This window comes from Parafilimonas sp., from assembly GCF_047606085.1.
Lineage (GTDB): Bacteria > Bacteroidota > Bacteroidia > Chitinophagales > Chitinophagaceae > Parafilimonas.
In genome coordinates, this window is sequence record NZ_JASGEX010000060.1 from 53,861 (window position 1) to 66,624 (window position 12,764).

General features: G+C 43.9%; 12 protein-coding genes and 1 riboswitch. Of the genes, 5 read left to right on the plus strand and 7 right to left on the minus strand.

Features of this window, described 5'->3' with window-relative positions; genetic code table 11:
• Positions 1–233: 233 nt before the first annotated feature.
• Positions 234–770 carry a TIGR00730 family Rossman fold protein gene (locus tag QM629_RS05465; protein ID WP_415158004.1) on the plus strand — a complete coding sequence of 179 codons (537 nt, stop codon included), beginning with the start codon at positions 234–236 and terminating at the stop codon, positions 768–770.
• Here QM629_RS05465 and QM629_RS05470 read toward each other — a convergent pair.
• The 3 genes from QM629_RS05470 to QM629_RS05480 form a co-directional block, all read right to left on the minus strand.
• Entirely contained in the window at positions 727–1,356 is a 630-nt protein-coding gene (locus tag QM629_RS05470) for a hypothetical protein (protein WP_415158006.1), read from the minus strand. The two genes, QM629_RS05465 and QM629_RS05470, sit on opposite strands and share 44 nt — an antisense overlap.
• Positions 1,357–1,637: 281 nt before the next feature.
• On the minus strand, positions 1,638–1,808 hold the full coding sequence (locus QM629_RS05475; protein ID WP_415158008.1) for a hypothetical protein: 171 nt from the start codon (positions 1,806–1,808) through the stop codon (positions 1,638–1,640).
• Positions 1,795–2,019: a hypothetical protein gene (locus QM629_RS05480; protein ID WP_415158010.1), complete on the minus strand. Its 225-nt coding sequence runs from the start codon at positions 2,017–2,019 to the stop codon at positions 1,795–1,797. Before QM629_RS05480 ends, QM629_RS05475 begins: the two co-directional genes overlap by 14 nt.
• Before the next feature lie 181 nt (positions 2,020–2,200).
• On the opposite strand from QM629_RS05480, the gene mnmA reads away from it, so the two are divergent.
• Positions 2,201–3,331, plus strand: a complete 1,131-nt coding sequence (gene mnmA, locus QM629_RS05485; protein ID WP_415158012.1) for a tRNA 2-thiouridine(34) synthase MnmA — start codon at positions 2,201–2,203, stop codon at positions 3,329–3,331.
• Between the two features lie 57 nt (positions 3,332–3,388).
• Here mnmA and QM629_RS05490 read toward each other — a convergent pair whose 3' ends face one another.
• The 3 genes from QM629_RS05490 to QM629_RS05500 form a co-directional block, all read right to left on the minus strand.
• Positions 3,389–3,670 (minus strand): acylphosphatase, encoded by a 282-nt coding sequence (locus QM629_RS05490; RefSeq protein ID WP_415158014.1) that lies wholly within the window; start codon positions 3,668–3,670, stop codon positions 3,389–3,391.
• 83 nt (positions 3,671–3,753) lie between these two features.
• Positions 3,754–4,548, minus strand: coding sequence for a TIGR00266 family protein (locus tag QM629_RS05495; protein ID WP_415158016.1), 795 nt, complete (start codon positions 4,546–4,548; stop codon positions 3,754–3,756).
• A gap of 113 nt (positions 4,549–4,661) precedes the next feature.
• Positions 4,662–7,073 (minus strand): zinc-dependent metalloprotease, encoded by a 2,412-nt coding sequence (locus tag QM629_RS05500; RefSeq protein ID WP_415158018.1) that lies wholly within the window; start codon positions 7,071–7,073, stop codon positions 4,662–4,664.
• 341 nt (positions 7,074–7,414) lie between these two features.
• On the opposite strand from QM629_RS05500, the gene uxaC reads away from it, so the two are divergent.
• The 3 genes from uxaC to QM629_RS05515 all read left to right on the plus strand — a co-directional run bounded on the left by uxaC (position 7,415) and on the right by QM629_RS05515 (position 9,759).
• Positions 7,415–8,818, plus strand: coding sequence for a glucuronate isomerase (uxaC, locus tag QM629_RS05505; protein ID WP_415158020.1), 1,404 nt, complete (start codon positions 7,415–7,417; stop codon positions 8,816–8,818).
• A gap of 169 nt (positions 8,819–8,987) precedes the next feature.
• A riboswitch (Fluoride riboswitch) is annotated at positions 8,988–9,050 on the plus strand.
• Positions 9,051–9,068: 18 nt separating this feature from the next.
• On the plus strand, positions 9,069–9,449 hold the full coding sequence (gene crcB, locus QM629_RS05510; RefSeq protein WP_415158022.1) for a fluoride efflux transporter CrcB: 381 nt from the start codon (positions 9,069–9,071) through the stop codon (positions 9,447–9,449).
• 85 nt (positions 9,450–9,534) lie between these two features.
• Positions 9,535–9,759 (plus strand): DUF190 domain-containing protein, encoded by a 225-nt coding sequence (locus tag QM629_RS05515; protein WP_415158026.1) that lies wholly within the window; start codon positions 9,535–9,537, stop codon positions 9,757–9,759.
• A 160-nt stretch (positions 9,760–9,919) separates the two neighbouring features.
• On the opposite strand, the gene QM629_RS05520 is transcribed toward QM629_RS05515, so the two are convergent.
• Entirely contained in the window at positions 9,920–12,391 is a 2,472-nt protein-coding gene (locus tag QM629_RS05520; RefSeq protein WP_415158024.1) for a glycosyl hydrolase family 95 catalytic domain-containing protein, read from the minus strand.
• Between the last annotated feature and the right edge of the window lie 373 nt (positions 12,392–12,764).

A 12,764-nucleotide genomic window follows, 5' to 3' on the forward strand; every position in this document is an offset into this window, starting at 1 on the left:
TATAATTTTAGGATCAGTCAAACAAAATTAAAACTAAAAATTTAGTTTACCTACATAGGCTTTTTAAGTTAAAAAAATTATTGTTGTCCGGATAACCTGGGCTAAAGCCCATCGTGTAAGGTTTCAGATATATAACCCCAGGCTTAAGCCTGGGGTTAGCGAAAAGAAAGTCCATAAAGGGCTTTAGCCCAAGAGAAAATATTTTATCCGGGGAACAATGTAAAAAATGAATTATGTGGAAATCTGTTGCCGTTTTCTGCGGCTCCAAGTTTGGAAATAATAACCTGTTTGCACAGCATGCAGAACAGGTTGGCTTGCTGCTCGCCCAAAAAAATATACAATTGGTTTATGGCGGCGGGAGGAAAGGACTGATGGGGATGGTAGCTAATTCAGCTATAAAAAATAATGGAAAGGTGGTTGGCGTTATTCCTGCTTTATTGAATGAAAAGGAAGATATACATACGGAACTTGAAACCCTGCATATTGTAGAAACCATGCATGAACGCAAGAAAAAGATGTTTGAATTATGCGAGGCCGCTATAATACTGCCCGGTGGTTTTGGTACGCTGGATGAATTGTTTGAAATGATAACCTGGAACAACCTGAGCATTCATGATAAAGCCATCATCCTGCTTAATTCAGATGGTTACTATAACAACCTGCTGGCGCATCTGGAACGGATGCAGCAGGAAGGTTTTTTATATTTGCCCTGGCAGGAAAGCTTCTTTACAATATCGGGCCCGAATGAGCTGGTTTCCTTGATGGCTTGAGATAAATATCAAAGCCGCCGCGAATGATGGGTTGTGCATGGCCGTAATAATCAACATAAGGAGAATTTTTATCAGAAATTAAATCTACGCCCAGCATTAAAAAATAACTTCCCTGCCCCACAATTCTCTGCCCATATCCTATCCCGCCAATTAAACTTGGCGCATTTACAGTTTGTTTATCAACCAGGTCGCTGTATTTAGTGTTATAAGATATCCAGTTTAATTCCGGCTGGGCCTGTGCAAATAAAAAAGGCAGAAACCATGCCCTGGCAAAAACCCCGGCGCCGTAGTTAAAGCTGGAATATCTTACATCGTAATAGTAATCTTTCTGAGATGCATAATTTAAATTAAGAACAACGCCTGCATCAAGCCATTTATTAAATGAATAACCTATTTCAGGATTGCCGCCCACGGCAAAGCTGCCAGAGCCAAAACCCAGCGAAAGGCTTCCCCCAATAAACACGTTTTCTTTTTTAAAACCGCCGCCATTATCGCTGTAATCATTATCGTTGTTATACCTGTTGTATTGTGCCTTTACTGCAGTAAGGCTTGCCAGGGCGATTGTAATTAAAACCGTCTTTTTCATTCGTACAAGTTTGATTTTCAATGGCCTCATGGAACGCCCTGATGTACATTCCCCTGTGTGAAGAATATATTTTACATGGGCGTTTCATTCGTGCATATTTGTTTTTTCAGTTGTCTCATGGAACCTCGCTATGCACATTCCCCTGTGTGAGAAAAATTATCATGCTCGGTTTCATTGCTTTGTTTGATGTAAAACGTAAAGATGAAACAGAAATTTTAAACATTAAGAATTTTGATATGCTTTAAGATTTTATTGGCAGGAAGGCAGAAGCTCTTATATTTTCAAGCTAATGGAAGAATGGTATGGGTTGCGCGTTTAATTGCTGAGGCAGCTTCTTTTACATCATTTACCAGACGTTTGCCTAAACCTTTTTGTTGAGTGTTGTACCAGTATTTTGCTTCCTTAAGGTCATTAAGTGCACCGCGAGAAAAAAGTATTTTATACTTCTTCATCTAACTTTTCAATGGCATTAAAAAACGCTTCTTCTGAAATAGCTGTTGAAGGATCTTGTTTCATTTCTTTTAATCTTTTTAAAGATTCTTTCTTTTGCCAATCGGCAATTGGTTCTTCAAAAATTTCTATTGCATCAACTTGTTTTAAATCTTCAATAATAGCAGATGCATATTCTTTTTTTATTTTGATATGATATATTGAATCAGCCATAAATTATTTTATCAAAGTTATGTTTTTGTATGTATTTTTTCGTGATGTTATTCAGCAAATTCCTAAAAACCCGGCAATCAAACCTGCATCCTCCAAAATCCGTTGCATCTTTTTAAACCATCGTATATTTGCGGTCTTTTAAATTTTGTAAAACTCCCGCCGCGGCGGGGATGGGGGCAATATGAGCAGGAAAGGAAAAGTTTTAGTTGCAATGAGCGGCGGTATTGACAGTACCGTTACAGCGCTGATGCTTCATAGTGAAGGATATGAAGTGGTGGGCATCACCATGAAAACATGGGATTATGCCAGCAGCGGCGCCAGCAGCAAAGAAACAGGTTGCTGTAACCTCGACAGTTTTAACGATGCCCGCGCTGCGGCCGTGCAAAATGGTTTTCCGCATTTTATTTTGGATATACGCGAAGAGTTCGGCGATTTTGTTATTGACAATTTTGTGGAAGAATACCTCGCCGGCCGAACGCCCAATCCTTGTGTAATGTGCAATACGCATATTAAGTGGCGCGCTTTACTGAAGCGCGCCGATGCACTGGGATGTGATTTTATTGCCACCGGCCATTATGCCAATATTCATCAGCATGAAAACGGCAGGTTTTATATAAGCAAAGGTTTGGATGAAGGGAAAGACCAGAGCTATGTGCTATGGGGTTTGCAGCAGGATTTATTAAGCCGCACCATTCTTCCATTGGGAAAATATCGTAAAACAGAAATACGGCAGATGGCGCATGATTATGGCTATCCTGAACTGGCCAAAAAAACCGAGAGCTATGAAATTTGTTTTGTGCCGGATAACGACTACCGGGGCTTTTTAAAACACCGCGTTCAGGGCCTTGAAGCAGAAGTGAGCGGCGGCTGGTTTGTTGATAAGAATGGTTTGAAACTAGGCAAGCATAAGGGTTATCCTTTTTATACCATCGGGCAGCGCAAAGGTTTGGATATTGCACTGGGCAGGCCCGTTTACGTAACAGCGATTGAACCTGCGACCAATACAGTGGTGCTGGGTGAGGAAGAAGATTTGCAGCAAACCGAAATGACGGTGGCTAACATGAACTGGCTTAAATACGATGGCATTGAAGATGGGAGGGAAGCCTTTACCAAAATCCGTTATAAGGATAAAGGCGCGCTGAGTAATTTGTATAACGATGGCAGCCGCATCCGCGTTCGTTTTTACGATCATGTAAAGAGCATTGCGCCCGGCCAGAGCGCCGTTTTCTATGAAGGCGATGATGTGATTGGCGGCGGGATTATACAAGGAGGTTGGGACGGAAAAGCCCAGGCCCTGAAGGGAGTTATTTAACGCCGCTGCTTTTTTAGAAAGAGCGTACACGATAATACTATTTGCTGTGCAACAGGGTTAGTAGTAATGCACTGAAAAACCTGTAAGGTTTGTGTCAGCTTCCGCATTACAGCTTTCCACTTTTTCTACACTGGATTTTGGAGAGCCTTGATAGCACCATTCAATTAATGCATTAACGGCATTTGCATCTCCTTGGGCTAATATTTCAACACTGCCTTCTTTTGTGTTTTTTACCCAGCCCTTCAAACCGAGCTCCGTTGCTTTTTGTTTGGTGTATTTTCTGAAGAATACACCCTGTACTTTGCCCTTAACCGTAATATGTTTTGCCGTTGCGCTCATAGTAGAGTGAATTTAAACGGGAAAGCCAGTAAAGTCCCGAAGGTCAGTAAAGATGATTTTCTTCCGGACTTTCGGACGCCTGATCAATATCCATCACCATCAAGCATATTGCCAAACCTTCCCAGGATGCTGCCTTCTTCCTTGCGTTTATACGTGCCATACGCCAGTATGCGGGAAGCCAGCCTGCTGATGGGCAATGATTGTATCCACACTTTGCCCGGCCCGCGCAGCACTGCAAAGAATAAGCCTTCGCCGCCAAATATGGTGTTCTTGATACCGCCGATAAACTGTATGTCGTAATCAACGCTGCCGGTAAAACCTACGATGCAGCCTGTATCAATTTTTAATGTTTCACCGGGCATTAATTCCTTTTCCTGAACAAAGCCGCCGGCATGTAAAAAAGCCATGCCATCGCCCTCAATCTTTTCCATAATAAAACCTTCGCCGCCAAATAAGCCTGTGCCCAGCCTGCGCTGAAATTCAATGCCAATGCTCACGCCTTTGGCAGCACATAAAAAAGCATCTTTCTGTGCAATTATTTTTCCGCCCAGACTATAAAGATCAAGCGCCACTATTTTGCCTGTATAAGGCGCGGCAAAGCTTACATGCTTTTTGCCCTGCGATGCGTTGGTAAAAGCGGTCATAAATAAATTTTCGCCCACCAGCATGCGTTTGCCCGCACTGAATAACTTTCCCATCAAACTGTTATCCTGCTGCTGGCTGCCATCGCCAAAAATGGTTTGCATGCTAATGCCATCATCCATCATCATAAAAGCGCCGGGCTCTGCCACCGCTGTTTCGCCGGGGTCAAGCTCTACTTCCACATACTGTAATTCTTCACCAAAAATTGTATAATCAATTTCATGATTGCGTATCATAACAAATAATTTTCAGCGAATGTAAAAAAACATTTCCTGCACAGCCATCGGTCATTTGCAGGCTATGTTGGTTTTTAGCGCTTTTTGCCAAATCCCTGTTTTCCGCAAAACGCTTAATCATCCCAGTCGCATCCAATGGGGGCGCCGGGTGGCATGTCTTCCCGCAGGGTTGGCTTGGCGGCCTGCGGATTTTTCATTCTCTGCAATGCAAGTGCAAGATGCGCCAGGCAGGCATCGTCTTTACTTGTTTTTTGTTGTTCCTGTATAAAAGCCTCCAGGTCTTTCAGGGCCTTCACCGCATCTGCCTGTGCAGCAAAGCCTGCTTTGTCATCCACACTTAAAGCAAGCAGGTAAGTAAGCAGCACCTGTTCTGTTTGCCGCTGTATCAATGCCTGCTGGCCGTTTTTGCGGGGCGCTTTCCAGGTGCTGTCCATCAACATGGTTATCATATCAGAAACGCTCAGCCCGCCGGTTGCCCCGTACTGCTCCATGCGGCTGATGCGCTGGGCATTGAATAAAAAGGAGAGCGGGAAATCGGCTGCGGTTTCTGCCGGCGATAAAGCATCAAAAGGCAGGCCGGTGCGTTTGGTAAACAGCTCCCTTGAATCAATATAGCCGGCAGGCCGGGGCGGTATCATGTCAACGATCTTCTGTGGCAATTCAAGGAATTGCGGATTGATGCAGGCAATGATGCCCTTCATGGCACGGAGCTGTTCTTCTTTGGAAACAGGCGTTGTGGCCTGCTGCCCGTCGCCACGCAAAGCATAGGTGTAATCAAGGCCGCCAATTATTTTTGTTACGGCTTCCAACTGATAGCGATGGTAAAAATATACAGGTACCAGCACATCTTCCAGCATGGCCATCGGCGTGCCGGTTTTGATATTGTTTTCGCCAAACTGCTGCAGGGCTTTGGCGCGCACTTTTATTACATTATCAAGGCCATCAATTACGTCGTTGCCATTATCCCAAAGGTCGGCATAGCTGCTGGCAGCACCTGCAGGCCTTGCATCCTGGTCAGTAAGAAAGCGCAGCCCGCTGTTATAGGCATTTGCCAGTATGCTGTTGAGCGTATCTTTTTCGTTTGCCGTTGAAGGAAAATCGCCATAGCCCCAGGCGATAGAAACTTTATCCCAGTCGCCAATCTTATTATCATAAGCATCGCTCAGGTCAATATCGCCGCTGCTGTTGATGGTGGCAAGGGGGGAAGGATAATCCATTACGCTGGAACGGTTAACGGTGCTGGCTGAATAGTTATGCATCAGGCCCAGGGTATGCCCGGTTTCGTGCGCCGCCAGCTGGCGCAGGCGCGCCAAAGCCATCTTCATCATTTTATCGTCTGCCGGCGTGCCGTTTTTGTATGGCGCCAGTAAGCCTTCGGCAATAAGATAATCCTGCCTTACCCTTAATGAGCCCAGCGTAACCTGTCCTTTAATGATCTCGCCTGTTCTCGGGTCAACAATGCCGGCGCCATAGCTCCAGCCTCGTGTGGCGCGGTGTACCCAGTTAATCACATTATAGCGCGCATCCATAGGGTCTGCACTGTCGGGCAATACTTTTACAATGAAAGCATTCTTAAACCCTGCCGCTTCAAAAGCCTGGGCCCACCAGCCTGCCCCTTCTACCAGTGCACTGCGAATGGGCTCGGGCGTGCCATTGTCAACATAATAAACAATCGGCTTTACCACCTCGCTTATGGCCGCACCGGGGTTTTTCTTTTGAAGACGGTGGCGGCATATAAAATATTTCTGTATGGGCTCTGAAACCGGTGTGCTGTAATCGGCGTAGCTGATGTTGAAAAACGATGAACGCGGATCGAATGCACGGGGCTTATAATTATTGTCGGGCAACTGAACAAATGAATGGTGCATGCGCAGCGTAATGGCTTCGGGCGAGGGTGTTACCGCATTTACATAATTGCCTGTTTTGCCATCTTCATTGGTGAACGTTATGGTTGCTTCAATTTCTGTGTTGAGCGGAAAATTTTTTGTGTAAGGAAGATATAATGCGCAGCGCGAAGGGCTTATGTTATAGCTGCCCTGGTTCATATTGCGAATACGATTGGCCGCCTGCATGGCATCGCGGAGAAAGAAGGCGGAGGCATCAATTAAAAAAGCTTTACCGGTTTCGGCTTCCACAGTAAAGCCCCATAAAACAGATTGGGCGAAAGATTGCTCTACGGCGCGTTGTTCCGCTTTGTCGTCTGTTACGGCGCGATAGCTGTAATTAGGCTGCACCAGTAAAACCTTATTGCCTGTGCGGGTGAATTTTACAATGCGCTGATCTCCTGTCAAGCCCCTGTCCAGGCCAATGTCGTTTGACCCCAGGCCTGCCGGCAAAGAAGTAAGGTAAAGTAGTTCACTGTCGGGCTTATTTATTTCAAGGTATATTTTGTTATTGGCTTCATCCATATAAAAAGGTATAAAGCCGTCTGTACGTTTAAGCCCTTTTGTTTTAACGGCGATGGACGGCAGTTGTGCAATAGTTGCAACAGGAAGGAGGAGTAATAATAAAAGTGCATGCTTCATGTGTATTGTTTTGGTTTATACGAGGTGGTTTAAATAAAATCTTTATGCCTGCCCTGAACTAAAGCAGCGCTTCTAAGATAATGATTTGAATGAAAAAACAGCGATGTATCCTGCCTGCGATGGTAAACCGGCCAATCTGTTTGTTGTAGAAAACGTTTGCGTAAAAAAAACACAAGCTGTTCAAAGCGTTTGTTTAATTATGTATGTAGTATTGCCCTGAATAATTTTTTCCTTCCCTGCTTAAATTCTGAAAGTTGATTGCCGGTGAAAAGATTATAGCAGGCTGTATGCGCAATTAACGGCCGGTATGGGAAGATTGTTTGCAACAATCATATTTAAAAATGAAACATTTTTTAGACAAGGATTTTTTACTGGCAACAGAAACCTCGAAACTGTTGTACCATGATTATGCGAAAAAGATGCCTGTAATAGATTACCATTGCCATCTTCCACCGCAGGAAATAGCGGAAAACATCAATTTCAATAACCTTACGCATGCATGGCTGTATGGCGATCATTACAAATGGCGGGCCATGCGCACCAATGGCGTTAATGAAAAATTTATAACAGGCAACGGCAGCGACCGGGAGAAATTTGAACAATGGGCAGCAACGGTTCCATATACGCTGCGCAATCCTTTATATCACTGGACGCACCTGGAGCTGCAGCGTTATTTTAATATTGATACCATACTAAACCGGCACTCGGCAAAAAAAGTGTATGATGAGGCAAATGCATTGCTGGCATCAAAGGAATTTTCAACACGCGGGTTATTGAAAAAAATGAATGTGCAAATTGTTTGCACCACCGATGACCCGGTGGATGACCTGCGGTTTCATAAACAGGTAAGCGATGAAGGGTTTTCCGTAAAAATATTCCCCGCATTCAGGCCTGATAAGGCAATGGCCGTTGCCAATGTGAATGCTTTTAATGCGTATGTAAATAAACTCGCAACGGTGGCTGATACAGAAATATCAGATATTAGAACTTACCTCGATGCATTAAAAAAGCGCCATGATTTTTTTGCAGCGATGGGTTGCAGGGTAAGCGACCACGGCCTTGAAAAAGTGCAGGCAGACGAGTTTACCATGATGGATATAAAAACTATTTTTTTGGAACTGAGGGCCGGCAGGCAAATAAGCGAAGAAGACCAGCGCAAATTTCAAAGCGCCATGCTATTGTTTTTTGCTGAATGGGACTGGGAAAAAGGATGGGTACAGCAATACCATCTCGGCGCCTTGCGCAACAACAATAAGAGATTGCTTGCACAGCTTGGCCCCGATACAGGCTGGGATTCAATAGGTGATTTCCCGCAGGCCGAAGCGCTTGCCAGATTTTTAACCAGGCTTGATGAAAACAACAAGCTTGCAAAAACAATCATTTATAATCTTAACCCTGCCGATAACGAAGTGATGGCAACCATGATAGGCAACTATAACGATGGTTCTGTGGCCGGCAAGATACAATGGGGTTCCGGCTGGTGGTTTCTTGACCAGAAAGATGGCATGACCAAACAAATTAATGCCCTGTCTAACATGAGCCTGCTGAGCCGCTTTGTGGGCATGATTACCGATTCCAGAAGTTTTCTTTCTTATCCCAGGCATGAATATTTCAGGAGGATATTGTGCAATATTTTTGGTGAAGAAATAGAAAGCGGCGAACTGCCAAATGATATGGCATGGACGGGAAAGATTATACAGGATATATGCTTTAATAATGCAAAAGAATATTTTCATTTCTTATAAATCAAAGCCTGCAGGGCCGGAAAGCTGAAGGGGGTGTATTTCAAATTTTCGCAGGTGGTGAATTACTCACAACCGGCCGCTCACTACTCACATTTATCGTCACCTAAGAATTATTACAAAATAATTGTAACAACTTGTTTGATTACTATATTTAAACAAGCTATTTTTGACAATCACAGGCGATGGAGTTCGCCTTTAACCGCCGTAAAAAGCTGATGACTCCTGTTCATGGTTCAATAACTTTGTTGCTATGTACAGGAATTTATTATTAATAGGGATAGGCAGTTTTATAGGCGGTATCTGCAGGTACTTATTGCAACAATTTGTACAAAACAATTATCCTTCCTCCATTCCGCTCGGCACTTTAATCGTAAATATTACCGGCTGTTTTGTTATCGGCCTCGTATATGAGTTATCTGGTAAAGGCACTTTGCTTACGCCTGAAGTCAGGCTTTTCCTTGCTACGGGAATATGCGGCGGGTTTACCACATTTTCTTCGTTTGCCTATGAAAATGTAAGTATGGTGCTCGACGGGGAGTTCTTTTATGCTCTGTTGTATGTATTACTGAGCGTGGTAATTGGCTTCGGCGCCGTTCATGCCGGTATTGTATTCATCAAATTAATTTTCTGATTATGGAACTCAGGTATGATTCAAAACTGCTGCGCATATTTATCGGTAAAGGAGATAAAATCGGGCATCAGCCATTGTATGAGAAATCTTATTTGAGGCGAGAAAACTGGGCCTTGCGGGTTGCACTGTGCTCCGTGGCATTATGTCTTTTGGGGCGTCTTCGCACATTCACACTGCAAAACTGATTGAGATATCGCAAGACCTTCCCATTATAATAGAAGTTGTGGGCCGCGATGATAAAATAAATGCATTCGCAGAAGTTGTTGGCCTGCTGCCCGAAAGATGGGCTGCGGGGATTGATAACTGTTGAAAAAGCGGATGTGCTTTATTATAAATCACGTTCGCAGAAGAAGAAGGATGATGCAAAAAATAACGAACAATAAATGCAATGGCTGCATTAATCATGAGCCATTATATCAGTATCTGAAAAAAGCTGACCAATGTCTATCGTACCGCATAATGCCCCTTCATTATTGTATTTTAAGCTGATAGGTTTCCCCTTTCTCCGTTTCAAAATGCAGTATATCATCGGCAGTTTTACGGGTTTTTACCTTTTTACCAGAGGCAGTATATACCCCGAATGTATAACCTGGCTTTTCCTGCACGCTACACACTTTTCCTGCCAGCGATTTCATCTGCACCATATTTGCTTTCCCATTCTCCCAGCTAAAATCAAGCTCAAATCCACCGCGGGCTTTCAGCCCTTTTACATTACCGTCATCCCAGTCCTTCGGTAAAGCAGGCAACAGGTTTATAACACTGTCCTGCGACTGTATTAACATTTCGCTGATTGCGGCAGAAATACCCAATGGCCCATCTACCTGTACGGGGAAACCGGCATTTCCAAAAAACTGCGGGTTGGAAGCTTCTTTGTAATAACCTTTTATGATTCGGTAAGCATGATCGCCGTCCTGCAGGCGTGCCCACATGGCAGCTTTCCAGGGCCTTGCCCATTCGGCAGAACCATCGCCCCGCTGCAACAGGCTTTTACGGCAGGCATCTATCCATTGCGGTGTGCTTTTCAGGGAAAAAACATCGCCGGGATATAAGCCGTACAAATGCGAAATGTGCCGGTGCGGATATTCGCTCTGCGGCCAGTCTTCCGCCCATTCCTGTAATGTTCCGTCCTTGCTTATTTGCGGGGGCATAAGTTTATTGCGCAGGCCAGCTACCTGCTTTGCAAAATCAGCATCTGTATTCAATATGCCGGTGGCGGAGATATAATATTTAAAAAGGTCACTGAGGATTTCCATATCAATTGCCGAACCGGCGCAAATAGAAGTGCCCGGAAGAAAAGAACCGGTTACTTCATCAAAATAACGGCCGTTGCCAGAACGTGCCGGGAAGTTTTCGGGCGAAGTGGAAGGGTTTGTTACGAGCCATTTACCGCTGGCATCCGGGGTTAGAAAATCAGCAAAAAATTGTACAGCGCCTTTTAGTACAGGATAAATATCCTTTAGATAAGCCGTATCCTGTGTAAAGAGGTAATGCTCCCACAAATGGGTACACAGCCAGGCGCCGCCAACAGTAAATGTTCCCCAGGTAGGGCCATCCATAGGTGCGGCTACCCGCCATAAATCAGTGTTTTGATGAAATACCCAGCCGCGGCAGCCATAATGTTCTTTTGCAACCTGTGCCCCCTGGTCTGTCAATTCCTTTACCATGCGGGTTAATGGTTCTGCACACTCTGATAAGTTGGCAGACTCTACTATCCAATAGTTCATCTCCGTGTTTACATTGGTAGTGTATTTGGAATCCCACATGGGGTTTTGGCTATTGTTCCATATTCCCTGGAGATTGGCAGGCTCTGTACCGGGACGGGATGAGGTGATCAGCAGGTAACGGCCAAACTGGTAAGCCAGTGCCGATAAAGAAGGATCCGGCTCATCGGGGTTACGCGCTTTTCGTATATCTGTAGGCAGGTAAGACAGCCCTGTAACCGGCAGTTTCACTTCTACCCTGTTGAACAGGTTTGTATAATCTGAAAGATGTTCCTGCAGTATAGATTGATAGGTTTTACCTGCAACAGCAGCCATATAATTTTTTGCACGTTTATGCTGATCGCCGCTTACATCTTTATAGTTCACAAAATTGGTAGCTGCTGTAAAGTAAAGGGTAACGGCATCTGCATTGGAAACAATCAGCTCACCATCTTCAACTGAAACCTTCCCGCCTTCAGCCACTGCTTTAATACGGGCTTCGTACCGGAGTTTTCCTTCAACACCCATATAATCGGCTGACTTGCCTGTAAGAACCAGGCCGTCATTGCCTAAACCATCCATCCTGAAATAATCTGTCGCATAATTGGAATGTGCCTGGTTTCTTACACCACGTAAAACTGCTTTGAACGATATACTTTTCTTTTTATCAGCAGTAAAGCGCATTGCTATTACCTGCCCGGGGGCCGACACAAATATCTCTTCTTTTAACTGAACATTCCCGATTTTATACGAAACGCCGGTAATAGCTGTTTCAAGATTAAGCCAGCGCTTATAATTACTGATATCTTTTTCGGGCAAAAAAATATGTAATTCTGCGAGTGACTGATATTTCTGCTGTTCTACCGGATAACCCATTAGCTCCCTGCCAAAAAGGGTATGTGCTTTAAGGTATTCACCGTCCCGCACCAGCTTTTGAATTTCGGGCAAAGATTTATAGCCGCCTTTAACAACGGTAGAGTATGGCCCGCCGGACCAATAGGTATCTTCGTTGAATTGTATGGTTTCTTCATCCGTAGTGCCGAATACCATAGCCCCAAGCCGCCCGTTGCCAACAGGCAAAGCATCTTCCCATTTGGCCGCCGGCTTATCGTACCATAACAATGTAGAAGGATTAAATGTATGCAGGCTTATCTGTTCAGGGATAGTTTTCTCCTGGGCAGCCACAACCTTATAATTGGTTAATACCACCATTAAAAAAAAAGTAAACAGTTTGTATTTCATCAGTAATTAAATGGTTTATGTTTTATTAAGCTCACCTTACGCAAAAAAGTTTTATTAAAAGTCTTTTATGCGGCAAGCGGTGTGGATATTTTTTTTAGATCATAGGCAGCCTGTTGAGCTGCCAAATAGATTTTTGATTTCATAGCAAAATGGTTATAGCCTGTTCTTTGTTTCAACCATTCAAATTTTACATAAGCTACAATTGATAATATAAAATGATTAGTTTGTGTTTTGATAATTTTAGTAGGCTTTGTTGCATGAATAAGTGTGGATAAGTTTTATTATTGGGGAAAAGCCTGACTGTTACGCACACATGTTAAAACAAAGGATATAGTTAAGTTATTTAGTTGTTGCGAAACAAATTGATAACAAA

Excerpts from the sequence above, each read along its gene's own strand:
- QM629_RS05475 (WP_415158008.1), bottom strand. The coding sequence starts at position 1,808 with ATGAAGAAGTATAAAATACTTTTTTCTCGCGGTGCACTTAATGACCTT.
- QM629_RS05465 (WP_415158004.1), top strand. The coding sequence starts at position 234 with ATGTGGAAATCTGTTGCCGTTTTCTGCGGCTCCAAGTTTGGAAATAAT.
- QM629_RS05470 (WP_415158006.1), bottom strand. The coding sequence starts at position 1,356 with ATGAAAAAGACGGTTTTAATTACAATCGCCCTGGCAAGCCTTACTGCA.
- QM629_RS05520 (WP_415158024.1), bottom strand. The coding sequence starts at position 12,391 with ATGAAATACAAACTGTTTACTTTTTTTTTAATGGTGGTATTAACCAAT.
- uxaC (WP_415158020.1), top strand. The coding sequence starts at position 7,415 with ATGAAACATTTTTTAGACAAGGATTTTTTACTGGCAACAGAAACCTCG.
- QM629_RS05480 (WP_415158010.1), bottom strand. The coding sequence starts at position 2,019 with ATGGCTGATTCAATATATCATATCAAAATAAAAAAAGAATATGCATCT.
- mnmA (WP_415158012.1), top strand. The coding sequence starts at position 2,201 with ATGAGCAGGAAAGGAAAAGTTTTAGTTGCAATGAGCGGCGGTATTGAC.
- crcB (WP_415158022.1), top strand. The coding sequence starts at position 9,069 with ATGTACAGGAATTTATTATTAATAGGGATAGGCAGTTTTATAGGCGGT.
- QM629_RS05500 (WP_415158018.1), bottom strand. The coding sequence starts at position 7,073 with ATGAAGCATGCACTTTTATTATTACTCCTCCTTCCTGTTGCAACTATT.
- QM629_RS05495 (WP_415158016.1), bottom strand. The coding sequence starts at position 4,548 with ATGATACGCAATCATGAAATTGATTATACAATTTTTGGTGAAGAATTA.
- QM629_RS05490 (WP_415158014.1), bottom strand. The coding sequence starts at position 3,670 with ATGAGCGCAACGGCAAAACATATTACGGTTAAGGGCAAAGTACAGGGT.